This window comes from Flavobacterium branchiophilum FL-15, from assembly GCF_000253275.1.
Lineage (GTDB): Bacteria > Bacteroidota > Bacteroidia > Flavobacteriales > Flavobacteriaceae > Flavobacterium > Flavobacterium branchiophilum.
Window position 1 is genome coordinate 2,402,599 of the sequence record NC_016001.1, and the last position, 26,297, is coordinate 2,428,895.

The window sequence follows — 26,297 nt, forward strand, 5'->3', positions numbered from 1 at the left end:
AAGCCAAAATATAGCAATATATTTTGGCTTTTTTATTTTTTAAGAAAGATACAATTATTTTGTTTTCTTTACATATTGTGTTAAAATATAAATATTTTGATTTTCTACTCTTCCTTCGATTAAATTGGCATCGTCCCAAACCAACTTGATATGATGTACAGCAGCGCCTCTTTTTGCAGTAAAAGTAGCTCCTTTTACATCCAAATCTTTAATTAATACTACCGAGTCGCCATCTTTCAAAACAGCACCATTACTGTCTTTATGTACAACTTTGTTTTCGTCTTCCTCTTCGCCTTCGCCAGTTGCTTTTGCCCAGTTTAAGGCTTCTTCTTCCAAATACATCATCTCAAGCAAATCATTATTTTTTAATCGAGCAAGCATCCGATAGGATAAAATTTGAACAGGTAAATGCTCACTCCACATGCTTTCTGATAAACCTCGCCAATCTTTTTCGTCGGTAGTTTCTGGATTTTCTATTTGATTTTTTAAATTTTGGGCTATTAATACCGAATGTTCTAAACTTTCAGCCGTATAAGGTGCTAGTGTATAAACGACTAAATCATGTTCTGTACCACTAATTTCACAAATTGCACCACTGCGGTCCTTCAGTTTTTTTTCTATTACACTCATTGGATATGATTTTTTTAAATTTTGGGCAAAGGTAAAAATTGCAACCTAAAAAGAAATAAAATTAATAACAATTTGCAAAAAAAAGGAAAACTTTGCATTAAAAATCAAATAAAGTAGCCTATTGATATTATCAGGTAGCCCAACATAAATATTAATCTTTATTTATTTACAATTATTATTTTTTATTTAAAATATTATTAAAAAACAGCATTTGATAAGGCAAAGCATTTTCCCAATATTCCCACGTATGTGCACCAGGTCTTTCGATATAGTCGTGAGGTATTTTATTATACAACAAGCGCCTGTGAAATTCGTTATTTATTTCATATAAAAAATCATCTACACCGCAGTCAATTATCAAAGGTATTTTATTATTTTTAATATTTTCTATTTGATCCATAATTGTATATGGTTTGTATGCTTCTGGATTTGTAACTTCTTTTCCTAATATTGGTTCAAATAATGATTTTGTTCTCTCGATACGCTCAGGACTAATCATAATAGTCATATCCACTACTCCACTCATACTCCCTGCTGCACAAAACAGGTCTGGATGTTTAGTAGCTAAATATAAAGCTCCATGTCCTCCCATAGAAAGACCTGATATTACTCTTCCATTTTTATTTGAAATCGTTCTGTATGAAGCGTCAATTTTTTGGATAACTTCCTGACTAATATAGGTTTCAAATTGGCTGGCTCGATTTAAAGGACTATTGATATAAAAACTAAAAGTTTCTCCTTCAGGCATTACAATAATGATGTCGTATAAATCTGATAAATTTTTAACCAAATTAGGGTTTGGTGTAGATTGTAACCAATTGTCAAAATGTCCATAAGCTCCATGCAATAAATACAAAACAGGATAATTATTTTTACTTTTTGAATAATTATTGGGTAACACAATAGCAGCTTTGTAACTTTTATTCATGCTTTTTGATGCTATTAGTAAAGTATCTACTGTAGCAGCAAATGATACTGTAACATTTAGCATCATAAAAAATAAAAAAAATAAAATCTTTTTCATGTTTTTTTTAAAGTTTATGTTTAACCGGAATCCAAATCTCTTCCTCGGAATTGGGGTCGTTATTTTTATATTTTTCGCCTAAAATTTCAAATTGAGGCCTATTTTCCAATTCATATCCCGAGGAAGGCAACCATTCCATATAAATCGATTTGAAAAAAGCTGCAACTCCTTGTTGATCTCCCTTATATTGAAAAACGGCATACAAACCTGATTCAATTTCCAATGTTTCCATATCGTTCGGAATATTTGCAAAACTAGAAACTTCCACCGCAGCCCATTTCACAAAAAGTGTATTCGGCTGAAAATCATAGTTTTCAGGATTCACTTGAATGTTGTATAAATTAGTACCAATTGCATTTTCAATTTCTTTTCGTCTTGGCATAAAACTACTCCATAATTCAAATGCTCGATAATCTGCATAAGAAAACGAAAGATTTTTACCAACAAATTTGGTGGTTGGAAAGGTTTTTAGGGTTGGATTCATAATTCTTAATGGTTTAATTCGTTATAAAATGTATCGTTTTCCCATTTTAATGGATTTTGTTCAATATAATTTTGAATGTTATCAAATGATTTTGAATTTCGTATAACATGATCATGAAATCGTGATTGCCATCCATAATCGGGTTTATTTTTTTTGATTTCAAATGAACATCGCCCTTTAAACCATCGGATGACTCTAGAAATGTTATCATGTAACATTGGATTTTTATCTCCAGAAAATCCACCAACCTGGTTTGCCCCGACTAATTGCGTCTCTTTCTCATTTGAATTTTCTGTTGAATTTTCTGTTGAATTTTCTATTGAATTTTCTATTGAATTTTCTGTTGAATTTTCTGTTGAATTTTCTGTTGAATTTTCTGTTGAATTTTCTGTTGAATTTTCTATTGAATTTTCTATTGAATTTTCTATTGAATTTTCTATTGAATTTTCTATTGAATTTTCTATTGAATTTTTCGACGCAATATCGGTTGGGTTTGGAGACGCGATAAATCGCGTCTCTACTGCGGATTGGTTAATTATTAAAATACCATGCACATGATTTGGCATAATAACAAAATTTCCTAATTCAATAAACGGGAAATGATCCGGAATTTCTTCCCATAATTGATATGCTATTTTCCCTGCTTCTGTTAATTGCATCACGCCATTATGAATTTTTCCAAAAAAATGACGCCTGTTTTTTGTACATATCGTAATGAAATAGGCTCCGTTATTGGAATAATCCCAATTTTGCAATCGTGCAGATGGAATTCGGTATTTGTTTTGAAATTTATTTTGCATGGCTGTTATTTATTTTAATATTGTATCGTATCGTAGAGACGCGATAAATCGCGTCTCTCTTATTTTTTGACGCAATAAATCGCGTCTATAAAACAGACGCGATAAATCGCGTCTCTAAAACAGACGCGATAAATCGCGTCTCTACGGGGATTACATATTCCGTCTATATTGCCCTCCCACTTCAAACAACGCACTGGTGATTTGTCCTAATGAACAAACTTTGGTGGCATCCATCAATTTCTCAAAAATGTTTTGGTTTTTAATGGCTGCGTCTTGAATGCTATTCAATTGTTCCGCTACTTTCTCTGCATTGGTTTGATGTAAATTCGCTAACATTTCAATCTGATATTGCTTTTCTTCTTCTGTGGCACGAATCACTTCTGCCGGAATAACCGTTGGCGAACCTTTGGAACTTAAGAAAGTGTTTACCCCAATAATTGGAAATTCACCCGTGTGTTTCAAGGTTTCATAATACAAACTTTCTTCTTGAATTTTAGATCGTTGGTACATCGTTTCCATTGCTCCCAATACACCACCACGTTCTGTAATTCGGTCAAATTCTTGTAAAACAGCCTCTTCTACTAAATCGGTTAATTCTTCAATAATAAAAGAACCTTGAATTGGATTTTCGTTTTTCGCTAAACCTAATTCTTTATTAATAATCAACTGAATGGCCATTGCTCTTCGCACAGATTCTTCTGTTGGTGTAGTAATCGCTTCGTCATAAGCATTAGTATGCAAGGAATTACAATTATCATAAATTGCATACAATGCTTGTAAAGTCGTACGAATATCATTAAAATCAATTTCTTGTGCATGCAACGAACGCCCCGAAGTTTGAATGTGGTATTTCAACATTTGGGCTCTTTCATTGGCTCCGTATTTGTTTTTCATAGCTTTCGCCCAAATTTTTCGAGCCACTCGACCAATAACTGCATATTCTGGATCCACTCCATTCGAGAAAAAGAACGATAAATTCGGACCAAAATCGTTGATGTTCATTCCTCTGCTTAAATAATATTCCACATAAGTGAAGCCATTAGATAATGTAAAAGCTAACTGCGTAATTGGGTTCGCCCCTGCTTCAGCAATATGATAACCTGAAATAGAAACCGAATAAAAATTACGAACATTTTGTTTGATGAAATACTCTTGCACATCACCCATTAATCGCAAGGCAAATTCGGTAGAAAAAATACAGGTATTCTGTGCTTGATCTTCTTTCAAAATATCGGCTTGAACCGTACCACGAACTTGTGCTAAGGTTTTGATTTTTATATCTTGATAAATATCTAAAGGTAAAACTTGGTCGCCAGTTACACCCAAAAGCATTAACCCTAAACCATTATTTCCTTCTGGTAAATCCCCTTGATACGATGGACGTGTTACACCTTTTTGTTTATAAATTTCGTTGATTTTAGCTTCAACTTCTTTTTGCAAACCATTTTCAATAATGTATTTTTCACAATTTTGATCAATAGCCGCATTCATAAAAAATCCTAACAACATTGGTGCGGGTCCATTTATCGTCATGGAAACAGAAGTCAGCGGATGACTTAAATCGAAACCAGAATACAATTTCTTTGCATCGTCTAAACAACAAATCGAAACTCCGGCATTTCCAATTTTTCCATAAATATCAGGACGAATGTGAGGGTCATTTCCATATAAGGTAACCGAATCAAAAGCCGTTGACAAACGTTTTGCTGGCAATCCCGCTGATACATAATGAAAACGCTTATTTGTTCGTTCTGGCCCACCTTCTCCTGCAAACATGCGGCTTGGGTCTTCGCCTTCTCTTTTAAATGGATATAAACCTGATGCAAAAGGAAACTCACCAGGTACATTTTCTTGTAAATTCCATTTCAAAATATCGCCCCAAGCTTGGTATTTTGGTAAGGCTACTTTTGGAATTTGTGAATGCGAAAGCGATTCGGTATGTGTCGCAATTTTAATTTCTTTATCACGAACTTTAAAACTATATACCGGATTTTTGTATTTGTTCACTTTTTCATCCCAAGTTAAAATAATTTCCCAATTGTATGGGTCTAAATTCATTTTTACTCGGTCGAATTCTTTTGTCAATAACGAAACAAAATCCTTATTATCAGCAGTAATTTTCAAAGAACTTTCAACAATTCCTGCTTTATCTAATTGAGGTAAACTTCCATTAACCGATTCCACAGTTTTGAAAATTCCATATAATTTTTGCGCTACTTCAACTTGCGAAAGTGTCGTTTCATCGTATTTTCTATTATTTTCGGCGATTTCTGATAAATATCGGGTTCTATGTGGTGGAATTACGAAAATCTTCTCACTCATTTCACGGGTAATTTCAAAAGTCGATTGTAAATCAGCACCTGTTTTTTCTACAATCTTATCCATGATGGATTTGTAGAGTGTATTCATACCTGGATCGTTGAATTGTGAAGCGATTGTTCCAAAAATAGGCATCTTATCGGTATCCACATCCCACAAATTATGATTGCGTTGGTACTGTTTTTTCACATCGCGAATGGCATCTAAAGCCCCACGTTTGTCGAATTTATTCAACGCGACTAAATCGGCAAAATCCAACATATCTATTTTTTCTAACTGTGTTGCAGCACCAAATTCAGGTGTCATCACATATAACGAAACATCCGAATGTTCTAAAATTTCGGTATCCGATTGGCCAATTCCTGAGGTTTCTAAAATAATGATATCATATTGAGCTGCTTTTAGTACTTCAATTGCTTCAGCCACATATTTCGATAAAGCCAAATTGGATTGACGAGTTGCCAACGAACGCATATAAACTCTAGGATTATTAATCGCATTCATTCGGATTCTATCGCCCAACAAAGCACCACCAGTTTTACGTTTGGATGGGTCAACCGAAATTAATCCAATCGTTTTTTCAGGAAAATCAATTAAAAATCTTCGTACCAATTCATCCACTAATGATGATTTTCCAGCACCACCTGTTCCTGTTATACCTAAGACGGGAGCCCCCCCCGCCCCCGAAGGGGGAGCTTCTGAAGATTGTGGAAATAGAGTATGAAATTTATCTGGATTATTTTCAGCTAAAGAAATTAATCGGGCAATAGTATTTACATTCTTATTCTTGAGATTTTCAGTCAAATTTTCTGCAGCCATTTCAGCTCCCCCTTCGGGGGTTGGGGGGCACCTTTTCACCAAATCATTAATCATCCCTTGTAATCCCATGGCACGACCATCATCTGGAGAATAAATTCTTTCAATGCCATATTCATGTAGTTCTGAAATTTCTGAAGGCAAAATTACACCTCCACCACCACCAAATATTTTGATATGTCCAGCTCCTTTTTCTTTCAATAAATCATACATGTATTTGAAATATTCATTGTGACCTCCTTGATAAGAAGTCATCGCAATGGCATTCGCATCTTCTTGAATGGCAGTGTTTACAACCTCTTCCACACTTCGGTCGTGTCCAAGGTGAATCACTTCAACGCCTGTGGCTTGAATAATTCTACGCATGATGTTAATGGCTGCATCGTGACCGTCAAAAAGTGAAGCTGCAGTAACAATTCTTATTTTATTTTTAGGAATATAGGGTGTTTGTTGAATCATTGTGAATTTTAGATTAAATTAATGGGTGCAATTTACGAATATTTTAAAAAATATAAAAAATAATTAAAATGAAATCATTTCAAAATTTTGTTGAAAAGGATTTAGAGTATCCAATAATTTTTGAATAAAATTTGGACCATATTCTATATAAAATTCTGAAAAATTTAGTTGTCTTTCTTGCAAACTTCCATTAGGAAAAATTTCGTTTTGCAATGCTTGCATACGATCTAATTCCGAATGAAATTGTTTTTTTTGGGCATTTAACAATTTTTTTTCTAAATTGTCCAAGCCTTTTAATTGCTTCATTTCTTGAGCTTTTACAGCTCCATAAAAAGATTTATTTGTTTGATGAGCTAATACATATAGTGCTTCAAACTGTTTTTCTAAAAACTTTTTTTGTTGCGAAAAATCAATAGGAAATTCGGAAAGTTCTTTGGTTTTTTGGGTTAATAATTCTTGTTTTGTTAAAAATAAATCATGTGCCGAAACATGCCATTTTTTCATTTTTGAAATTTGTTTTTGAGATAAAACAACAACTGAATTTCTAATTAATAACATTGGAAAAACAACATGATGGGCTTCAAAAGTAGATTTTAGTTCTAACCAATAAGCCAATTCTCCTCCCCCTCCAATATAGCACAAATTGGGTAAAATCACTTCTTGATACATGGGCCTCAAAACCACATTTGGGCTGAATTTTTCTGGATTAGTTTCTAATAAATCCAATAAGGCTTGTTTTGTAAAGGACAAATGGGTGTTTAGTACCTTAAAATTGTTACCATCTGCTACAATTCGTTCTCTGATTTGATGGTCTAAATAAAACAAATTGATTTCACGAGGCGTAACTTGAGGTTTGTAATTTTTAAAATGTTTACAAGTTTCAGAAATTTTCTTATAAGATATTTGTTCTAACAACTCCATTTTTACAAAAGGAGAAAAAATTTGTTTCAACTTGGTTTCATTGGCATCTAAAATAACTAAACCTTGTTCGCCAAAAAGTTCGTTGGCTAAATATCGGGTAGCATCTGCCAAATTATCATGTTTTAAATAGGCATTTTCAAACCATTTTTTTATGGTTTTAGCATGAATATTAGTTCCCATTTCTTTTTCAAAAGTGGACAAAAAAGCGGCTAAACCTTCAGTTGAAATGGAACCTACAGCTCCTGAAACGGTTTTGTCCCAACGGAATTTTTTTCCTTTAAAATTAAAAAAATTGATTTCTTCAAAATCATGATCTTCTGTGGCCATCCAATAAACGGGAACAAAATGTTGTTGTGGAAATTGTTGTTTTAAAGTCTTACAAAGATTAATAGTAGTTATAATTTTATATAAAAAATATAATGGCCCAGTAAACAAGTTCAATTGATGCCCTGTAGTTATTGTAAATGTATTTTCACACAATAATTGGTTAATATTATGACTAGTTGTTGCAGAAACATTTACATTTTGATATTGATTGTTTAAAACATCAACTAAAATTGATCTGTTTTTTAATTGAAGATTGTCAAAACTGGCTTTTTTTTCGTTGATTTGACTTTGAAAATTTTCGATATTTGGAAATCTATTATACAAATGAGCCATTGCATTATTTTGATTCAAATAATCGACAATAATGGGTTGAAAAAAACGAGATTCTTGATAAGCAACACAATCTGATGACATAGTAAATGGGTTGATAAATAAGTTACAAATCTAAAAAAAATAATGATTAATAAAGTATTTAATTCGTTTAATTGGACGGATATATTTATTTTTTTTAAAAGATATTAATACAATTAATCAATAGCATATTTTAAAATAGTTTCAAATAAAACTTCAGAATCAACAGGTTTTGTTAAAAAATACGACATTTTAGCTTTTATAATATTGTTTTTGTTGATGTTTTCTGCAACGGCCGAAAGGGCTATTATGGGAACTTCAGGCTGAAAGGTTTTTATTTGAACAGAAGCCTCAAAACCATTAAGTATCGGCATCATGATATCCATTAAAATTAAGTTGTATTTTTTAGATCGTGCCATTTTTACTGCTTCGGCACCATCATTGGCTACATCACAATTGAAACCGTCATTTTCAAGGATTTTTTTGGTCATTAATTGATTGATTTTGTTATCTTCAACTAATAGAATATGGAGGTTTTTTTTCTTATCTATCTGATTATCAACAACTATTTTTTTTGGTTTGACAATTTCAAAAATCAATTCAAAATAAAAAGTAGTGCCTTTATTTTCATTAGAAATAACATGAATGTCAGAGTGAAACAAATTTAAAGTTTTTTGAACAACAGACAAACCTATTCCGTTTCCGCCATAATCTTTTTTGATATTATCCTTGCCTTGAAAAAAGGGTTCAAAAATTTTTGATAGCATTGCATTTGGAATTCCTATACCTGTATCGCTAATATGAAAATTAATTCGTGCTTTTTCATTATTTTTGTCAATTAATTTTGTATGTATAATAATATCTCCTTTTTTAGTAAATTTAAGTGCATTATCAATCAAATTTAATATAATTTGAGTTATTTTCATTTTGTCAATAAGTAATAAATCGGGGGTGGCATCATCCAAATTCAAATGTACGGTATTGTCGTTTGAGTGAATAAATTTTAAGGAATTTGAAATATTAATAATTAATTGATTCAAATTGGTTTCTTCATAATGAAATTCTTGTGTTTTGGATTTATTCAATGTATTGAAAGCAATTATATTATTTACAAGATTTAACAAATAATCTGACGAAAATTTCAGGGTGTTACTCAATTCTCTCTTTTGATCTTCGGCTTGCTTGTTCATTATCAAATAAGCAATACTTTTTATGGTGTTAAGAGGCGTTCGCAATTCGTGAGAAATGGTATCCAAAAATCTTCTCTTCGTTTTAATAGCTTGTTTTAAAACGGTATTGGTTTTTCTTAATTCAAGGTTTCTCTCTTTTAATATTTTATTTATTTTTGTTTTATAAATAGCATTTTTATATTGAAAAATTGAAAAAATAATTAAAATTAATATGATTAAAAAACTTAAAATTAATATATAATATTGGTATTTTGATTTTATTTTGTTGGCTTTATTTTCTTCTTCTAGTTTTTTATTTTCATAATAATTTTTAAACAATTTGAGTTTCAAATATAACAATCCGCCAGAATCATTATTTTTTTGAAGTTCAATTTTATTTTGTATTTCAATCGATTGTTGAAAATGATAAGCTGCCTCTTGATATAGTCCTTTCTTCAAACTAATATCTCCTTTCAATTTATGGAATCGGGTATCTGTAACATCACTTACTAATTTACGTTCTTTCAAGTTTTGAACATACAATTTAAAATACCTTTCAGCCTCGGACAAATGGTTTAAATTTAAGTGAGAAGAACATAAAAAAACGTATAAAAAAGTTTTTCTTTTTACCTTTTCATTAGAAATATCTATGTTTTTGATACATTCATTAGCAAAATATATGGATTTTTTCCATTTTTTTGATTTATAAGCATATAACGACGAATTATAATTGACATCTATTTTCTCTTCTGGTTTGCCATATTTATTCAAATAATACAGTGCCAAAATATTCCATTTTTCTTTCAATTCTGATTCAGCTTGATAACTGTATAGCACCGATTTCATTTCGCAAAACAAACCAAATTCTCTTGGATTGGGTTGTTTTTTTAATAAATTAAATCCTTTGTTTATGTAAACGTTGCATCTATCGTATTCGCTATTTTCCAAATAAATATCATAAACTTCCCTATAAAATACCAATATTTGATTAATATTTTTTGTAAGTAAAATTTGTTTTTCTAAACTATTTATCCATTTGATTCCTTTAGAATAGGTGTTATATTCTCTTGAAGCAACTAATTGTTTCGTTTGGTTTAGCTCGTCCATTGTTGATTTTGGAAGCACTTGAGCCATACCTATAATAGGTAGAAAAAGAAATAATAAAATATATAAATATTTTTTACACATAAAAGTACGACATGAATGGTTGAATAAACTAAATTGTTGGGGCAATTGTTAGTCGTTTAAATAAAACAACCACACCGTTTCTATTCAAAAAAAGTGTGGTTGTTTGTTTATTTCCTTACAAAAGGTGGTAAAAGTTTGCTAGCTACTTCCCCAAAACCTATTCTAACTTCGTTGTTAAAAGCAAAACCTTTAATAATCACGGTGTCATAATCATTGATAAACTTTCGTTCAGAGCCATCGTTCAATTGTATGGGATTTTTGCCACCCCAAGTTAGTTCAAGCATAGATCCAAAACTATTTGGAACTGGTCCAGAAATAGTACCCGAACCCATCATATCGCCAGAATTTACCCTACAACCGTTGCTTGTGTGGTGTGCCAGTTGCTGGCTCATTGTCCAATACATGTATTTAAAATTAGAGGCCGTTACAAGTGTAGGATGGGCATTTTCTGGCTGAATGAAAACTTCCAAATGAATATCAAAGGCATGTTTTCCTTTTTGTTGCAAATAGGGCAACGGAGCGGGATCTTGTTGAGGACCTTTGGTTCTAAAAGGTTCTAAAGCATCCATAGTAATAATCCAAGGTGAAATAGAAGAGGCAAAATTTTTGGCCAAAAAAGGTCCTAACGGAACATATTCCCATTTTTGAATATCTCTAGCACTCCAATCATTAAGAAGTACCATACCAAAAATGTACTCCTCTGCTTCATGAACGGGAATATTTTCGCCCAATAAATTGGCATCGGTAGTGATAAAAGCAGTTTCTAATTCAAAATCAATGAATCGAGACGGGCCAAAAACGGGAGATGTAGCACCCTCTGGCAAAGTTTGTCCCATGGGTCTGTGCACAGGAACTCCAGAAGGAATAATAGACGAACTCCGACCATGATAACCAACAGGAATATGTAACCAATTGGGCAACAAAGCATTAGCAGGGTCTCTAAACATTTTTCCTACATTGGTAGCATGTTCTTTACTGGAATAAAAGTCTGTATAATCGCCAATGAGTACCGGCAACTGCATTTCAACATCGGCAACATTAAAAATAATTTGATTGCGATGGTTTTTATTATCTCTTAAAAGGGGATTTTCGGCATCAAAAACAGAGGCAATGCGGTTTCTAACCAATCGCCAAGTCTTTTTTCCGTCCGAAATAAAGTCGTTCAAAGTATCTTGCATGAACATATCATCGGTCAAATCGATACCTTCAAAGTAATTTAAGCGTTGAAAAGCACCTAAATCGATGGCATAATCACCAATTCGAGTACCAATGGTAACTTCATCTTTTTGTGTTAAAAAAACTCCAAAAGGTATATTTTGAATAGGAAAATCACTATTTTCAGGCACATCAAGCCATGATTTTCGGTTAATTTGATTGGCTGTTATTGGCATTATTTATGGGATTAAAATTTTTATTATTTGAGTTATCAAATATATTATAAAGAATTATTGTAGCAAATCTTTTTTTGTATTTTTGCAAAGAATTTAATGAAAAATTAGAAATGCAAAACGACACACAAATTTTTGATCTTATTGTAGAAGAACAAGACAGACAAATACATGGCATTGAGCTTATTGCCTCAGAAAATTTTGTTTCCGACCAAGTGATGGAAGCAGCAGGAAGTTGTTTAACCAACAAATATGCCGAAGGTTATCCTGGTAAAAGGTATTATGGTGGTTGCGAAGTAGTGGATATTGTAGAGCAAATTGCCATTGATAGAGCCAAAGAATTGTTTGGAGCAGCTTATGTTAATGTGCAACCACATTCGGGTTCGCAAGCCAATACTGCGGTATATCATGCTTGTTTAAAACCTGGAGATACCATTTTGGGGTTTGATTTGTCTCATGGTGGTCATTTAACGCACGGTTCGCCTGTAAACTTTTCTGGAAGGTTATATACACCCGTATTTTATGGCGTAGAAAAAGAAACAGGACAATTTGATTATGATAAAATTCAAGCAATTGCAACAAAAGAGCAACCAAAATTAATAATTGCTGGGGCATCTGCCTACTGTAGAGACATGGATTTTGCTCGTTTCAGACAAATAGCTGATAGTGTTGGTGCTATTCTTTTGGCAGATATTTCTCATCCTGCAGGTTTAATTGCAAAAGGATTGATGAACGACCCCATTCCACATTGTCATATTGTAACTACTACAACCCACAAAACACTAAGAGGGCCAAGAGGTGGCATGATCATGATGGGTAAAGATTTTGAAAACCCATTTGGACTTACAACACCAAAAGGTGAATTGAGAATGATGTCGTCTTTATTGGATTTGGCGGTTTTTCCTGGTAATCAGGGGGGGCCATTGATGCACGTTATTGCTGCAAAAGCAGTAGCATTTGGCGAAGCATTGAAAGACGAATTTTTTACGTATGCCCTTCAAGTTCAAAAAAATGCAAAAGCCATGGCAAAAGCATTTACAGACAGAGGCTACGATTTGATTTCGGGTGGAACAGATAACCACATGATGTTGATTGATTTACGTAATAAAAACATTACAGGAAAAGAAGCTGAGAATGCTTTGGTTAAAGCAGAAATTACAGTAAACAAAAACATGGTGCCTTTTGACGACAAATCGCCGTTTGTAACTTCGGGAATTCGTGTTGGTACGCCTGCAATTACGACTCGTGGTTTAGTAGAATCGGATATGGAAACTATTGTGGCATTGATAGACAGAGTACTTACAAACCATACAGACGAAGCTGTAATAGAAGCCGTTGCACAAGAAGTAAATGACATGATGGGCGAAAGACCCATGTTTGTTTATTAAGACAGCATATTCTTATTTAGAGTGTTTGCGTTAGGGATAGCAGTGGAAATCCTTTTTTGAGGCTTTTACTGCTTCAAAAAAGATTATTGCACATTATTATATTTCTTTTGGAGTTCAGTGAACGTTGTTTGTAACATATAGTCCGACCCTTGGAAACACCCAAAATATATTCATTAAAATGGCTATTTTTTTATATAATATAGCCTTTTAATAAAAACATCCTAATATTCTTATAAGGTTTCTAGCTTTTTTCAACTGTTAGAAACCTTTTTTCAATAGTAATACAATATGATTACGCTACAAAAAGCCAACCGTCAAGATATAAAAATAATACAAGATATTGCTTATAAAACTTGGCCATCGACTTATCAAAATATCATTTCAAAAGCCCAAATTGCATTTATGTTGGACGCATTTTATAATGATAAAACATTAACAGACAATATTTTAAATAAAAATCATCATTTTGTTTTAGCTTATGAAGGGGAACAATGTTTGGGATTTGGGTCTTATGAATTTGATTATCAAAACACCCAAAAAACCCGTATTCATAAACTGTATTTACTGCCTAATTGTCAGGGAAAAGGAATAGGGCAAGAATTGCTAACTTACATTACAAATGAAGCCTTACAACAACATAATATTGGTTTGCATTTGAACGTTAATAAATACAATCAAGCTGTTTTGTTTTACAAAAAACAAGGATTTGAAATTACAAAGGAATACGATTTAGAAATTGGGCAAGGTTATTTGATGGAAGATTATATTATGGAGAAAAAAATTTAAAACAATGAAAAAAATTTTGTGTTTCATGTGGATGTGTTTTGGCGTTGTGGTGCACGCTCAAGAATCGTTTTCGGTATATTTTGATAGCAATCAATATAAGCTTAATGTGTTAGAAATCAAAAAATTAGATACTTGGATGCAACAAAACCATGAGGTTAAAATTGTTGGTGCCAATGGCTTTTGCGACGAAGATGGCAGCACGGGTTTGAATGACACATTAGCCCAAAAACGAATTGACTTTGTGTACCAATATATGCAATCCAAAATAAAATTTAGAGCCGATTTTAAAACCCGAAATTTTGGAAAACTGCATCAATTGTCCAAAATCAAGGCCCAAAACAGACGGGTAACCTTGTATTATATTTTGGCAAAAGATTTAGATAAAGAAAATGATATTTTGGGCATTAAAAAAGAAGAGGTCCCATTGATTAAGAAAAAAATACAATTTCCAGAAAAATTAATGTTTGAAAACCCCAATGGCAGCAAAACCGAAATGGCAATGGACACTTTGTTTATGAAAAAAATAAATGAAGCACAAGTGGGTGAAAAACTTAAAATAGAAAATTTGAATTTTATTATCAATACCTTTGCAGTTGTAAATGAATCTAGGGTAAAATTATATGAAATACTATTTGTATTACAAAATAATCCGCAACTCAAAATTGAAATTCAAGGACATATTTGCTGCATGCCATCGGACAAACAAGATTTATCTACACAGCGAGCAAAGGCTATTTATCAATTTTTAGTAGCAAATAATATTCCAAAATCGCAATTGTCTTACAAAGGATTTGGAAGTACCAAACCAATATTTAGCATACCCGAAACCCATGAAACAGAGCGGGCTGCCAATAGACGAGTTGAAATAGAAATTTTAGACAATAGACCGTAAAAGCCCTTTTGATATGTATTCTAAACAAGAAAACCAACGACTTAAACAAGAATTTTGGATTGCATTTGCTCAAAAATACCCAAGAAAATGGCTTTTGTATGATACTAAAATAAAAGATTTTTCATTTAAGTTTTTGGGCGAAAACAAAAAAGTTCAAGTTTTAATAGACATTGAACACAGAAATGAATCTAAAAGATTACAGTATTTTGACAAAATAAAAGCACTTCAACATATTTTAGAAGAAGAATTTATTCGAGATTTAGTTTATGAAAAAAATTATATATTAGATAATGGTAAGACAATTTCTAGAATTTGGATAGAAAAAAGTCCTATTTCTATTTCAAATAGACAGCATTGGGACGAGATATTTGATTTTTTTAATGAAAAAATGTCGGCTTTTGAACTGTTTTTTGCCGAATATGATGAATTTATCAAAGATATTGATGACAACTAAAAACAACATTTCCCAACAATAAATAAATCCATGATTTGTAAATTGCTGGGAAATGTACTATTTATAACTATTATATGTAAAAATTTATTATTCAGAAGCTCTGTTGGCTATGTTGCCCCCTGAATTTTTTTCAATATCGATGGTTTTAGGATTATGATAATAATCAATGCTTCCACCACTCGAAACGTTGGCGTCCAAATTTAAAATAGGATATACTTCTACATGCCCTCTGCTCGATGCTTCTGCTTCTATATCATTCACTTTCAGTCTGTTACCTTCAAAAACACCACCGCTAGATGCCGTAGTTTCTAAATGCAGTGCCAAGCCTCTTATATTGACAATTGCGGCACTCGACACATTGACATTGACATTTTCTGATTGAATATCCATTTTAACATTTGCGGCACTCGAGGCTTCCAACGAAAAATTTGATGTAACAATTTGGTTTTGTGTGGTTACATTACTTGCCGCATTGGCCTCAATTGCTTCTAATTTTTCAATATAAACCATCACTTTTATAGGTAATTTATTGTTTTTTATATAAATTTTGTCTGAAATATATACTTTTAAAACATCGCCCTTAACTACCGTTCGTATGTTTTGAAGCATATTTTCGTCAGATGTTACGATAATTCGTTGTTGCTTGCTCTGCACAATAACCAACTGAATGGCATTACTAACTTCAATATTTGTAAAATTTTCTTTTACTTTTCTAGTTTCTGTTTTGATTTTGCCACTTGCTTTAAATGTTTTTCCTTCATGACAATTTGAAAACAGTATGGCTAAAAAAAAGGCTAAAACCCAACGTGTGATTATTAAAAATATTCGTGTCATAAGGCTATTTGGTTTTGATTATGATGCCGTCTTTGCTGATTTTCAATTCTTTTAAATCGCCTTTCGTATTAGAAATCGTATCGGTTTTGATGTTGATTTCCTTTTCGTTGATGTTTACCTCGGGTATGGCCATTTCGTCTAAATCTTCGTCATAGTTTACATCATCATAGTCATTTTCATCATCTGGACAGTTGGTGCAAAATACTTTGGATTTGCCAACTTTATAAATATAATCGGAAGAAGAATAATGCAAATTAAAGAAATCGTTGTCAGATTCGTCATACTCTTTTACATTTTCATCTACTTTAAATATTAGTCCTTTTGGAACATATAAAATGATATTAACTTCTTGATCTCTAAATTTGTTGTCTAAATTTGTTGTCAAATAATTATCCAACCATATTTGATTTCCTTCCATTTTAAATCCATAATTGATCCGTTCTGCCCGTTGTTTGGCATCCGACAATGAACTGCCGTTGGCTTGTTTTTCAATTTGAATATAAACCATTTTATCGTTAGACTTTTTTATTTCAAAATGAACATTGTTGCTAAAAATAATTTTGTTTTTTAAAGAATCTTCGGTAATATTTAATTCATTCTGTTGGATATCGTTTGCAAAATTTTCGTTGTATCTAAATTTAATTTGCAGTGTATCATTGGGTTGCAAAGAAATGTTTTGTTTTTTGACCACTCTACCTTCATTCGAGTAGGCACCAATTTGTTGTACACCAACGGCAATGGCAAAAGTGAGAGACAAAATCCAAATGGCCAATAACGTATTTTTGGCTATATTCCCGATAGATTTTGAACTAGGAGATACCAGTTTTAAACCCAATAAAATCAAGACAAAAAACGGGATGCCCACCACAAAAAACATGGTTAAACCAAATGTCCAAATAGGATAATCATAATTGCCCGTTTCGATAAATGTTGTCCAAGGAAATTGAATATTATGTATATTTCCTAAAGTAAAAACACCAATTAGCAATGCAACAATTGTTACAAATCCTGTAAATATTAACATCCCTCCAATAAATTTAAGAAAAATATTTAATAATGTAAGGATGAAATCACCCAAAGAATTGGTAAAATTTTGATTTTTTATTTTATTTTTTTCTTGAAAATCTGAAAAAGTATGAGAAACATTTTCAAATTCCTGACGTACTTTTTTTTCAATATTAGAAATAGTAACGGGTTCTCCGGTCATTTCTAATTTTTCGGTAGTAGTTACAGCTTCAGGAATAACAATCCAAAGTATAATATATACCAAAAAACCAGTGCCATAAAAAGAAATCATACATAAAAATATCAGTCTGAACCAAGATTTATCAACACCAAAATAATGCCCCAAACCTGCTAAAACACCCCCTACCATGGCATGATCTTTGTCTCGATACAATTTTTTTAGCCTTGTTTTATCGCCATTTATATTGGTAAATGCAAATCCAGTTTGTTGATTTTCAGATTGTTCATCGTCTATTCTGTAATCTTCTGGTTGTCCCATTACAGCAATAACTTCGTCCACTTCTTTCAAACCAATAACATGCTTGTCTGATTTTTGTTTTTCAGAAAACAATTCAGAAACCCTAAGTTCAATGTCTTTGATGATTTCGTCTTGTCCATTAGAATTTTTTAAAGACCGTTTGATGGCATCAAAATACCTACTTAATTTTTGATAAGCATCTTCGTCTATATGGTAAAAAAATCCTCCTAAATTAATGTTTACTGTTTTGTTCATGGCTAAAGTTTTTTATGGGTTATTAAGTTTACGGCATCGGATAATTCTGTCCATGTACCGGTTAATTCATTCAAAAATATCTGACCTTCTTCTGTAAGTCCATAATATTTTCGAGGTGGTCCAGAGCTACTTTCTTCCCATCTGTAGGTAAGTAAACCATCGTTTTTCAAGCGGGTTAAAAGCGGGTACACGGTGCCTTCTACAACTAATAATTTTGCTGTTTTGAGTGTATCCAAAATTTCGGATGTGTAAGCATCTTTTTCCTTCAATACGGATAAAATGCAAAACTCCAAAACTCCTTTTCTCATTTGAGCTTTTGTGTTTTCAATGTTCATAAATTTGTTTTTTTACTATTCGATTTTTGATTGATGATGATAAAAACAGAGCAACAATAGTATGCCTATTAATTTCTTATGCAAAGATACGGCTAAAAAACAGTATCTTGTTTTGCATAGTACTTAAATTTAACATTTATTTAACTATTGTTGATTGTTTGTCAATTGAAAAATAAACCTTAATTTTACAAAAAATTAAAGACATGCTCAGTAAAGCTTCCAAAATCAATTTATTTTTGGCCTTAAAACTTCCAAGTGCTTTTTTTAGTGGTGTTCGACTCAAACATATTGACAATCAACAATGTATTACAACCGTAAAACACCGCTGGATCAATCAAAACCCATTTCAATCTTTGTATTTTGCTGTTCAAGCCATGGCTGCAGAACTCTCCACGGGTGCATTAGTAATGTCGAGTATAGAAAAATCAGGGCAGCCCATCTCTATGTTGGTAGCCAATAACAAAGCAACATTTACAAAAAAAGCGGTTGGTCGCATCCAATTTTGTTGTTCTGAAGGATTAAAGGTAGAACAAACCATTGCACAAGCCATTGCTACTCAAACAGGACAAACGGTTTGGCTCAAGTCTATTGGCACAGACGAAAAAGGGCAACAAGTGTCGGAAATGGATTTTGAATGGACCGTAAAATTGAAAGTATTCAAACCAAAAAAATAAGTAAATGAAAGTATTACTAACAGGTGCTACAGGTTTAATTGGACAAAAACTAACAGAATTGTTATTGGAAAAAGGCCATCAAGTTAATTTTTTGACTACTTCTGTAAATAAAATTAAAGATGAACCCCATTTGAAGGGATATTTTTGGAATTTAAAATATGGCAAAATAGATGATAGTTGTTTTAATGATGTAGATGCGATCATCCATTTGGCGGGTGCAAGTATTGCCAAAAGGTGGACCCAGCATTATAAAAAAGAGATTTTAAATAGCCGAGTAGCAAGTACACAATTGCTATACAAAGGATTGAATAAAAAAACCAATCATATCAAACACATTATTGCAGCATCAGGAACGGCCATTTATCCAGACGATGATCAAAACATTTATTATGAGGGTAGTACTGAAAAAGCGACAGGTTTTTTAAGCGATGTTGTACAAAAATGGGAAGAAAATGTAGATGTTTTTAGTAAAAATCAAATTATAGTGTCTAAAATTAGAACTGGAGTGGTTTATGCAAAACAAGGCGGTGCCCTTCCTGAAATATTGAAACCCATAAAAAATGGTTTAGGAGCTCATTTTGGAGACGGTAACCAACAACAATCGTGGATCCATATAGATGATTTGACGCAATTGTATTATTTTGTTTTGACACATCATTTGAGCGGTGTTTATCATGCAGTAGCTCCAGAAGTTGTAAGCAACAAAGTACAAAACAATACTATTGCCCAAATTTTAAACAAAAGAATTTGGCTGCCCAATATTCCAAAATGGTTTATGAAATTGATTTTAGGCGACATGCACGAACTTTTATTTAACAACAAAAACATCAGTTCTGAGAAAATTCAAAAAGCTGGATTTCAGTTTCGGTTTCCAACAATACATGCTGCCTTAGTAGATATTTTGAAATAATTTAGAATCATTTTGAAATAAAACAAATACAATTCTTAAAAATTATATACATATTTACATAAAAATTATAAAAATACCTTAATTATACAAAATAAGCTAATTATTTTATATTATAATCATAAATTTAATTATTATCTAAATTAAAATACTAGTAAAACATTACAAATAAATATTGAGTTCTATTTTTTTATAAAATATTTTTCAATAAATAAATTTTACTATTCTTGCAACTATTTTCAAAACTATGTGACCTTTTTTTTATAAATGAAATAGAAAAAAAATCAGGAGTTCAAGAAAAATGTGGCCATATCATAAAAAAAAGGGGGTAAAATGAATAACTCCTATTTTTTGATTCAAAAAAACAACATTTACACAAAAATTTGTTAGAAATTTAGAAATCATTTTTATATAAAAATAAATGTTGTAATTTCGCACCCGATGAAAAAAAGAAATGCACATATTACTCCTTTTGCATTAAGGAAAACTTTGATTGCTTCGCCCGAAGTAAGGGTACTCTTGTTGTAGTACTCTAACCCAATAGTTTTAGCTTTTTTAATCCTTTTATTTTATTTGTTTTGAATTTTTTTCAAATTTCCAAAAGATTTTTATCTACAATAAACCACACTAAAAGTATTGTTAAAATACATTTTAGTTGTTTGTTATGGCCCCAAATCATCAAGGCAAAACAATTCAAATTTCCAACAACCAACATATAAATCGACATCTTAAAATGAATCTTAAAATCATAGTAGCCCAAGAAGAACATTTTCAGTTTGCCCAAGAAATTTGCGACACCATAGAAACCTCAGCAAAACTAAGAGGTACAGGCATTGCAAAACGAACACCCGAATATATACAAAAAAAAATGATACAACATGATGCTATAATAGCATTAGTGGAAGGGCAGTTTGCAGGTTTTTGCTATATCGAAAGCTGGGAACATGGCAAATTTGTAGCCCATTCTGGCTTGATAGTACATCCTGATTATCGGAATTTAGGTTTGGCCAAAAAAATTAAAACTAAAGTATTTGATTATTCATTAGAGAAATATCCCGAGGCCAAAATTTTTGGTATCACCACAGGATTGGCGGTGATGAAAATTAATTCGGATTTAGGTTACAAGCCAGTTCCATTTTCAGAACTAACCACCGATCCCAGTTTTTGGAAAGGATGTCAAACTTGTACCAATTATGAAATTTTGAAAAGTAAAGACAATAAAATGTGTCTTTGCACAGGAATGTTGTATGATCCAAAAGAAAAACCAAAAGATCCACCAAAACATCCATTTAATATTAAGATTTTAAATCGATTAAAATCGATAAAACAAGCCCTTTTCTTAAAAAAATAATAACAACACAACATAAATATATACAAATGAAAAAAGTAGTTTTAGCATATAGCGGAGGATTGGATACCTCCTATTGTTTGAAATATTTAAAAGACGACCAAGGTTTTGAAGTACACACCGTATTGGTAAACACTGGCGGATTTGATGCAAACGAATTGGAAGCTATTGAAAAAAGAGCTTACGAATTAGGGTCGGCCAAGCATGTTAATTTAACCATTTTGGACGAATATTACGACAAAGCTATAAAATATTTGATTTTTGGAAATGTATTAAAAAACAATACCTACCCCCTATCTGTAAGTGCCGAGAGGGTTTTTCAAGCAATAGAGGCCATACAGTATGCTAAAAAAGTGGGGGCATCTGCTATTGCACATGGGAGCACGGGCGCTGGTAATGATCAAATTCGATTTGATTTGATTTTTCAGACTATTGCACCAGAAATTGAAATCATTACCCCTATCCGTGATTTAAAATTATCTAGGCAAGAGGAAGTTGCTTACTTACAAGCTAAGGGTGTTTCATATTCGTGGGAAAAAGCTCAATATTCTATCAACAAAGGCCTTTGGGGAACGAGTGTGGGTGGCAAAGAAACATTAACATCAAATCAGGCTTTGCCAAGTGAAGCCTATCCTTCGCAGTTGCAAAGAACTGACGAAGAGCAAGTAACACTTCATTTTGAAAAAGGGGAACTCGTAGGACTAAACCATCAATTTGACAAGCCGTCTAATAATATTGTGGCATTAGAAAAAATAGCAAGTGCCTTTGCAATAGGTAGAGATATTCATGTGGGCGATACGATTATAGGCATCAAAGGAAGAGTGGGCTTTGAAGCTGCTGCCCCTTTAATCATCATCAAAGCACATCATTTACTCGAAAAACATACTTTGGGCAAATGGCAACAATATTGGAAAGAACAATTAGGTAATTGGTATGGGATATTGTTTCACGAAGGGCAATTTTTAGACCCTGTGATGCGAAATATTGAAACTTTTTTGACAGATACACAACAAACCGTAAACGGTACTGTAACTGTTTCTTTAAAACCCTATCATTTTTCGCTCAATGGAATTGAATCGCCTAATGATTTGATGAATACAGGATTTGGTCAGTACGGTGAAATGAACAACGCTTGGACATCGGATGATGCAAAAGGTTTTATTAAAATTTTAGGCAATGCTCAAAATATTTTTTCGACGGTAAATCATTTAAAATGAGAATCATAAAGGGAGGTTAATGGTTGATGGTTGGTGGTTGATGGTTGGTGGTTGATGGTTGGTGGTTGATGGTTGATGGTTGGTGGTTGATGGTTGATGGTTGATGGTTGATGGTTGATGGTTGATGGTTGATGGTTGATGGTTGATGGTTGATGGTTGATGGTTGATGGTTGATGGTTGATGGTTGATGGTTAAAAGTTAGAGGTTAAAGGTTAAAGGTTAGAGGTTAAAATTATAATTTAAATTTTTAAATTTTTCAATCTTTAAATCTTTAAATTTTTAAATCTTTTCAATCTTTAAATTTTTTTAATAAAAATATAATTATGATAAATGTAGGAATAATAGGTGGTTCTGGATATACGGCTGGGGAGCTTATCCGTATTTTGATGTTTCATCCACAGGCTACAATCGATTTTGTTTATAGCACTACAAATGCCGGCAAGTCTTTGTCTGTGGCCCATCAAGATGTATTGGGCGATATTGAAATGAATTTCACAAATCAAATCAATCCAAATGTAAATGTCGTTTTTTTATGTTTAGGTCATGGCAAATCAAAGGCTTTTCTGGAAGCTCATACTTTTGCAAATCATACTAAAATTATCGATTTGGGAAATGATTTTCGTTTGGCTGCCGATGCCATTTTCCAAGAAAAACAATTTGTATATGGGTTGCCCGAATTGAATAGAAAACAGATAAAAGAAGCTCATTATATAGCAAATCCAGGATGTTTTGCTACGGCAATTCAGTTGGCATTGTTGCCTTTGGCACAAAAACATTTGTTGCAAGCCGATGTACATATCAATGCTACAACAGGAAGCACGGGTGCTGGTGTAAGCCCGTCAGACACTACCCATTTTAGTTGGAGGGCCAATAACATGTCGCATTACAAAGCATTTACTCACCAACATTTGGGCGAAATCAAACAAAGTTTGAAACAATTTCAACAACTTTTTAATAAAGAATTGTTATTTATACCCAATAGAGGCGACTTTGCACGAGGTATATTTGCAACTTTATATACAAAATCAGACAAAACTATAACGGAATTATATGAAATTTATTCCGACTATTATCAAAGTGAACCTTTTGTAACGGTTACACAAACAGACATTAATTTAAAACAAGTAGTACAAACCAACAAGTGTATCATAAGTATAAAAAAACACGGCGATTATGTACTATTAACGTCTATTATTGATAATTTAAGCAAAGGTGCATCTGGTCAGGCTATAGAAAACATGAATTTGATGTTTGGATTAGAGGAAACCATGGGGCTAAAATTAAAACCAAGCGGGTTTTAAAAGAGCTGCTTTTTGAAAGCATGCTATTTGAACTTTACTTACATTATAATTTAAAAAAAAACGAGCAAACCAGCCTTACAACCTGAAGAAAAAAATTAAAAAAATAATACAAAATTAAAAATAAATGAACTTATTTGATGTTTATCCATTATATCCTATAACCCCCGTAAAAGCGAAGGATTTTACAATTTATGACGAAAATGGCACAGCTTATCTCGATTTTTATGGGGGGCATGGTGTCATTTCTATTGGTCATGGTCAAGACGATTATGTAGCCATGCTCAAAAACCAATTGGATCAAATTGGTTTTTATTCCAATGCCATTCAAAATCCATTGCAAGTAGCATTGGCAGCCAAGTTAGGGCAACTATCGGGTTACGATAATTACAGTCTATTCTTATGTAGCTCTGGTGCCGAAGCCAATGAGAATGCTTTAAAATTAGCCTCATTTCACAATGGCAAAAAAAGAGTTATTGCTTTCAAAAATTCATTTCACGGGCGCACATCGGCGGCAGTAGCAGCAACAGACAATCCAAAAATTGTAGCTCCAATAAATGCCCAACAAATAGTAACTATTTTACCCCTAAATGACGTCGAATTGCTAGCTACCGAATTGGAAAAAGGCGATGTTTGTGCTGTAATAATTGAAGGAATTCAAGGAGTTGGAGGTTTAGACGAGGGAACAACTGCTTTTTTTAAAGATTTGGAAAAATTATGTAACCAACACAATTGTGCTTTGATTATTGACGAAGTACAATCAGGATATGGTAGAAGTGGACAGTTTTTTGCCCATCAACATCATGGTGTTTTGGCCGATATTATTCCAATTGCAAAAGGTATGGGCAATGGTTTTCCTATTGGAGGTATATTAATTTCTCCCAAATTCAAAGCAAGTTATGGACTATTGGGTACCACTTTTGGGGGTAGTCATTTGGCCTGTGCTGCCGGAATTGCTGTACTGGATGTTATAGAAAAACATGATTTAATAGACAATGTAAATAACATATCTCCTTATTTTGTTGAAGCCCTCAAACAAATTCCTGAAGTAAAAAAAATAAAAGGCAAAGGATTGATGTTGGGTGCCGAATTTGATTTTGATGTAAGCGAATTACGTAAAAAATTAATATTAGAAAAACATATTTTTACAGGAAATGCCAATAACAAAAATTTATTACGAATTCTACCGCCTTTAACCATCACCAAAGAAGCCGTAGATACTTTTATCATTGCCTTGAAAGAAGTTTTAGAAATGTAATTTTAAATGGTTGGTGGTTGGTGGTTGATAGTTGGTGGTTAATTGATAATTGATATTAAATAATTAAAAAAATGAATAAAATATTACCTATTGAAGATCGAAATGCTGTTTTAGCTACCATGTCGATTTTGTTAGAAAGGGATAGAGCGGAATTGAAGTGGATCAATCAACAAGACTTGGATCAATATTTAGGAGGTGATTTGGCCATGGAAAAACGGTTATTGGTAAACGATGCTAAAATAGACGGTATGATTTTGTCATTGAAACAATTGGCTGTTCAAGATGACCCCGTGGGTGTAGAGCAATTTCATTTTGTACACGAAAATGGTTTGCAAATTAGCAACAAAACGGCCGCTTTTGGAACGGTTTTAATCATTTATGAATCCAGACCCGATGTAACAGTCGAAGCAGGTGGTATTGCTTTCAAATCGGGTAATAAAATTTTGCTCAAAGGAGGAAAAGAATCCTTACAATCCAATATGAAAATTGTAGCCCTTTGGCACGAAGCCCTTCAAACTCATGGTATAGACAAGCAATGGGTTCAATATTTGAACATGAATAGAGCAGCAACGCAAGCTTTTTTGGAAAAACCAACTGAAAAAATTGATTTAATAGTTCCTAGAGGTGGCGAAAATTTAATAGCCTTTACAAAAAAACATGCCACTTGCCCCGTAATTGTAAGCGGTAGAGGCAATAATTTTATATATATTTCGCAATTTGCCGATTTAGAAAAGGCCCTTTCTATCATTATCAATGGTAAAACCTCTAACATTTCTGTTTGCAATGCTTTGGATAAAGTACTGATAAACAGAAATTTACCCGAGCTAAAAGATTTTATGCAGCAATTGGTTTTGTCTTTACAATCATTTGATGTCCAAATTTTGGGCGATGCTGATTGTGTAAATCTTACAAATGTGTATCCAATTGAAGAGGAAAACATTTGGTATGAAGAGTTTTTGGATTATAAAATAGCTATCGGATTGGTAGATGACCTCGACGAAGCCATTTCAAAAATCAATCAATATTGTGGAGGACATTCGGCCAGCATTGTTACAAAAAATACAGCCGAAGCCACTACATTTATGGCCGCAATAGATTGTGCAGCTGTTTATCATAATGCTTCGACACGATTTACAGATGGTGGTCAGTTTGGATTGGGAGGCGAATTGGCGATCAGCACCGATAAATTACACCAACGTGGCCCAATTGGGTTACAACATTTGGTTACTAATAAATGGTATGTTTATGGCAACGGTCAAATTAGGTAATGTGCTCATTTTTAATTTATTGAC

The 26,297-nt window shown here is 32.7% G+C and carries 22 protein-coding genes; 11 read left to right on the forward strand and 11 right to left on the reverse strand.

Going from position 1 to position 26,297, the window contains the following annotated elements; genetic code table 11:
* Window positions 1-54: 54 nt before the first annotated feature.
* The 8 genes from FBFL15_RS10345 to fahA all read right to left on the reverse strand — a co-directional run bounded on the left by FBFL15_RS10345 (window position 55) and on the right by fahA (window position 11,879).
* Window positions 55-630, reverse strand: a complete 576-nt coding sequence (locus FBFL15_RS10345) for a PhnA domain-containing protein (RefSeq protein WP_014084539.1) — start codon at window positions 628-630, stop codon at window positions 55-57.
* Between the two features lie 175 nt (window positions 631-805).
* Window positions 806-1,654 (reverse strand): alpha/beta hydrolase, encoded by an 849-nt coding sequence (locus tag FBFL15_RS10350; RefSeq protein WP_014084540.1) that lies wholly within the window; start codon window positions 1,652-1,654, stop codon window positions 806-808.
* A 7-nt stretch (window positions 1,655-1,661) separates the two neighbouring features.
* On the reverse strand, window positions 1,662-2,138 hold the full coding sequence (locus FBFL15_RS10355) for a GyrI-like domain-containing protein (protein WP_014084541.1): 477 nt from the start codon (window positions 2,136-2,138) through the stop codon (window positions 1,662-1,664).
* Between the two features lie 5 nt (window positions 2,139-2,143).
* Window positions 2,144-2,938, reverse strand: coding sequence for a transposase (locus FBFL15_RS15795; RefSeq protein WP_014084542.1), 795 nt, complete (start codon window positions 2,936-2,938; stop codon window positions 2,144-2,146).
* 150 nt (window positions 2,939-3,088) lie between these two features.
* On the reverse strand, window positions 3,089-6,532 hold the full coding sequence (locus FBFL15_RS10365; RefSeq protein ID WP_014084543.1) for a methylmalonyl-CoA mutase family protein: 3,444 nt from the start codon (window positions 6,530-6,532) through the stop codon (window positions 3,089-3,091).
* A 63-nt stretch (window positions 6,533-6,595) separates the two neighbouring features.
* Entirely contained in the window at window positions 6,596-8,194 is a 1,599-nt protein-coding gene (gene bshC, locus FBFL15_RS10370) for a bacillithiol biosynthesis cysteine-adding enzyme BshC (protein ID WP_014084544.1), read from the reverse strand.
* Between the two features lie 113 nt (window positions 8,195-8,307).
* Window positions 8,308-10,407 (reverse strand): ATP-binding response regulator, encoded by a 2,100-nt coding sequence (locus tag FBFL15_RS15800; protein WP_158309099.1) that lies wholly within the window; start codon window positions 10,405-10,407, stop codon window positions 8,308-8,310.
* A gap of 188 nt (window positions 10,408-10,595) precedes the next feature.
* Window positions 10,596-11,879 (reverse strand): fumarylacetoacetase, encoded by a 1,284-nt coding sequence (gene fahA, locus FBFL15_RS10380; RefSeq protein ID WP_014084546.1) that lies wholly within the window; start codon window positions 11,877-11,879, stop codon window positions 10,596-10,598.
* Between the two features lie 110 nt (window positions 11,880-11,989).
* On the opposite strand from fahA, the gene FBFL15_RS10385 reads away from it, so the two are divergent.
* The 4 genes from FBFL15_RS10385 (at window position 11,990) to FBFL15_RS10400 (ending at window position 15,396) form a co-directional block, all read left to right on the forward strand.
* Window positions 11,990-13,264, forward strand: a complete 1,275-nt coding sequence (locus FBFL15_RS10385) for a serine hydroxymethyltransferase (protein ID WP_014084547.1) — start codon at window positions 11,990-11,992, stop codon at window positions 13,262-13,264.
* 288 nt (window positions 13,265-13,552) lie between these two features.
* Window positions 13,553-14,050 carry a GNAT family N-acetyltransferase gene (locus FBFL15_RS10390; RefSeq protein ID WP_014084548.1) on the forward strand — a complete coding sequence of 166 codons (498 nt, stop codon included), beginning with the start codon at window positions 13,553-13,555 and terminating at the stop codon, window positions 14,048-14,050.
* A gap of 4 nt (window positions 14,051-14,054) precedes the next feature.
* Window positions 14,055-14,942, forward strand: coding sequence for an OmpA family protein (locus tag FBFL15_RS10395; protein ID WP_014084549.1), 888 nt, complete (start codon window positions 14,055-14,057; stop codon window positions 14,940-14,942).
* A gap of 13 nt (window positions 14,943-14,955) precedes the next feature.
* Window positions 14,956-15,396: a DUF4268 domain-containing protein gene (locus FBFL15_RS10400; RefSeq protein ID WP_014084550.1), complete on the forward strand. Its 441-nt coding sequence runs from the start codon at window positions 14,956-14,958 to the stop codon at window positions 15,394-15,396.
* A gap of 87 nt (window positions 15,397-15,483) precedes the next feature.
* Here FBFL15_RS10400 and FBFL15_RS10405 read toward each other — a convergent pair whose 3' ends face one another.
* The 3 genes from FBFL15_RS10405 to FBFL15_RS10415 are packed head-to-tail and all read right to left on the reverse strand — an operon-like array spanning window position 15,484 to window position 18,303.
* A complete protein-coding gene (locus FBFL15_RS10405; RefSeq protein ID WP_014084551.1) occupies window positions 15,484-16,230 on the reverse strand; it encodes a head GIN domain-containing protein in 747 nt (248 codons plus the stop codon).
* 4 nt (window positions 16,231-16,234) lie between these two features.
* Complete coding sequence (locus FBFL15_RS10410; RefSeq protein ID WP_014084552.1) at window positions 16,235-17,968, reverse strand: PspC domain-containing protein; 1,734 nt, start codon at window positions 17,966-17,968, stop codon at window positions 16,235-16,237.
* Window positions 17,969-17,970: 2 nt separating this feature from the next.
* The gene (locus tag FBFL15_RS10415) at window positions 17,971-18,303 is read right to left on the reverse strand and encodes a PadR family transcriptional regulator (protein ID WP_014084553.1); all 333 of its coding nucleotides are present in this window, start codon (window positions 18,301-18,303) and stop codon (window positions 17,971-17,973) included.
* Window positions 18,304-18,506: 203 nt separating this feature from the next.
* Here FBFL15_RS10415 and FBFL15_RS10420 point away from each other — a divergent pair, with 203 nt between their 5' ends.
* The 7 genes from FBFL15_RS10420 to FBFL15_RS10450 all read left to right on the forward strand — a co-directional run bounded on the left by FBFL15_RS10420 (window position 18,507) and on the right by FBFL15_RS10450 (window position 26,273).
* Window positions 18,507-18,977, forward strand: coding sequence for a DUF4442 domain-containing protein (locus FBFL15_RS10420; protein WP_014084554.1), 471 nt, complete (start codon window positions 18,507-18,509; stop codon window positions 18,975-18,977).
* A 4-nt stretch (window positions 18,978-18,981) separates the two neighbouring features.
* Window positions 18,982-19,887 carry a TIGR01777 family oxidoreductase gene (locus FBFL15_RS10425; RefSeq protein ID WP_014084555.1) on the forward strand — a complete coding sequence of 302 codons (906 nt, stop codon included), beginning with the start codon at window positions 18,982-18,984 and terminating at the stop codon, window positions 19,885-19,887.
* Between the two features lie 730 nt (window positions 19,888-20,617).
* Complete coding sequence (locus FBFL15_RS10430) at window positions 20,618-21,235, forward strand: GNAT family N-acetyltransferase (protein WP_014084556.1); 618 nt, start codon at window positions 20,618-20,620, stop codon at window positions 21,233-21,235.
* A 26-nt stretch (window positions 21,236-21,261) separates the two neighbouring features.
* Window positions 21,262-22,449 (forward strand): argininosuccinate synthase, encoded by a 1,188-nt coding sequence (locus FBFL15_RS10435; RefSeq protein WP_014084557.1) that lies wholly within the window; start codon window positions 21,262-21,264, stop codon window positions 22,447-22,449.
* Window positions 22,450-22,772: 323 nt separating this feature from the next.
* Window positions 22,773-23,750, forward strand: a complete 978-nt coding sequence (argC, locus tag FBFL15_RS10440; RefSeq protein WP_014084558.1) for an N-acetyl-gamma-glutamyl-phosphate reductase — start codon at window positions 22,773-22,775, stop codon at window positions 23,748-23,750.
* A gap of 124 nt (window positions 23,751-23,874) precedes the next feature.
* The gene (locus tag FBFL15_RS10445) at window positions 23,875-25,005 is read left to right on the forward strand and encodes an aspartate aminotransferase family protein (protein WP_014084559.1); all 1,131 of its coding nucleotides are present in this window, start codon (window positions 23,875-23,877) and stop codon (window positions 25,003-25,005) included.
* Between the two features lie 71 nt (window positions 25,006-25,076).
* On the forward strand, window positions 25,077-26,273 hold the full coding sequence (locus FBFL15_RS10450; protein ID WP_014084560.1) for a glutamate-5-semialdehyde dehydrogenase: 1,197 nt from the start codon (window positions 25,077-25,079) through the stop codon (window positions 26,271-26,273).
* Window positions 26,274-26,297 lie beyond the last annotated feature (24 nt).

What these genes read in the sequence shown, in the direction of transcription:
- FBFL15_RS10345 (WP_014084539.1), bottom strand. Translation starts at nt 630, where the DNA reads ATGAGTGTAATAGAAAAAAAACTGAAGGACCGCAGTGGTGCAATTTGT.
- FBFL15_RS10350 (WP_014084540.1), bottom strand. Translation starts at nt 1,654, where the DNA reads ATGAAAAAGATTTTATTTTTTTTATTTTTTATGATGCTAAATGTTACA.
- FBFL15_RS10355 (WP_014084541.1), bottom strand. Translation starts at nt 2,138, where the DNA reads ATGAATCCAACCCTAAAAACCTTTCCAACCACCAAATTTGTTGGTAAA.
- FBFL15_RS15795 (WP_014084542.1), bottom strand. Translation starts at nt 2,938, where the DNA reads ATGCAAAATAAATTTCAAAACAAATACCGAATTCCATCTGCACGATTG.
- FBFL15_RS10365 (WP_014084543.1), bottom strand. Translation starts at nt 6,532, where the DNA reads ATGATTCAACAAACACCCTATATTCCTAAAAATAAAATAAGAATTGTT.
- bshC (WP_014084544.1), bottom strand. Translation starts at nt 8,194, where the DNA reads ATGTCATCAGATTGTGTTGCTTATCAAGAATCTCGTTTTTTTCAACCC.
- FBFL15_RS15800 (WP_158309099.1), bottom strand. Translation starts at nt 10,407, where the DNA reads ATGGACGAGCTAAACCAAACGAAACAATTAGTTGCTTCAAGAGAATAT.
- fahA (WP_014084546.1), bottom strand. Translation starts at nt 11,879, where the DNA reads ATGCCAATAACAGCCAATCAAATTAACCGAAAATCATGGCTTGATGTG.
- FBFL15_RS10385 (WP_014084547.1), top strand. Translation starts at nt 11,990, where the DNA reads ATGCAAAACGACACACAAATTTTTGATCTTATTGTAGAAGAACAAGAC.
- FBFL15_RS10390 (WP_014084548.1), top strand. Translation starts at nt 13,553, where the DNA reads ATGATTACGCTACAAAAAGCCAACCGTCAAGATATAAAAATAATACAA.
- FBFL15_RS10395 (WP_014084549.1), top strand. Translation starts at nt 14,055, where the DNA reads ATGAAAAAAATTTTGTGTTTCATGTGGATGTGTTTTGGCGTTGTGGTG.
- FBFL15_RS10400 (WP_014084550.1), top strand. Translation starts at nt 14,956, where the DNA reads ATGTATTCTAAACAAGAAAACCAACGACTTAAACAAGAATTTTGGATT.
- FBFL15_RS10405 (WP_014084551.1), bottom strand. Translation starts at nt 16,230, where the DNA reads ATGACACGAATATTTTTAATAATCACACGTTGGGTTTTAGCCTTTTTT.
- FBFL15_RS10410 (WP_014084552.1), bottom strand. Translation starts at nt 17,968, where the DNA reads ATGAACAAAACAGTAAACATTAATTTAGGAGGATTTTTTTACCATATA.
- FBFL15_RS10415 (WP_014084553.1), bottom strand. Translation starts at nt 18,303, where the DNA reads ATGAACATTGAAAACACAAAAGCTCAAATGAGAAAAGGAGTTTTGGAG.
- FBFL15_RS10420 (WP_014084554.1), top strand. Translation starts at nt 18,507, where the DNA reads ATGCTCAGTAAAGCTTCCAAAATCAATTTATTTTTGGCCTTAAAACTT.
- FBFL15_RS10425 (WP_014084555.1), top strand. Translation starts at nt 18,982, where the DNA reads ATGAAAGTATTACTAACAGGTGCTACAGGTTTAATTGGACAAAAACTA.
- FBFL15_RS10430 (WP_014084556.1), top strand. Translation starts at nt 20,618, where the DNA reads ATGAATCTTAAAATCATAGTAGCCCAAGAAGAACATTTTCAGTTTGCC.
- FBFL15_RS10435 (WP_014084557.1), top strand. Translation starts at nt 21,262, where the DNA reads ATGAAAAAAGTAGTTTTAGCATATAGCGGAGGATTGGATACCTCCTAT.
- argC (WP_014084558.1), top strand. Translation starts at nt 22,773, where the DNA reads ATGATAAATGTAGGAATAATAGGTGGTTCTGGATATACGGCTGGGGAG.
- FBFL15_RS10445 (WP_014084559.1), top strand. Translation starts at nt 23,875, where the DNA reads ATGAACTTATTTGATGTTTATCCATTATATCCTATAACCCCCGTAAAA.
- FBFL15_RS10450 (WP_014084560.1), top strand. Translation starts at nt 25,077, where the DNA reads ATGAATAAAATATTACCTATTGAAGATCGAAATGCTGTTTTAGCTACC.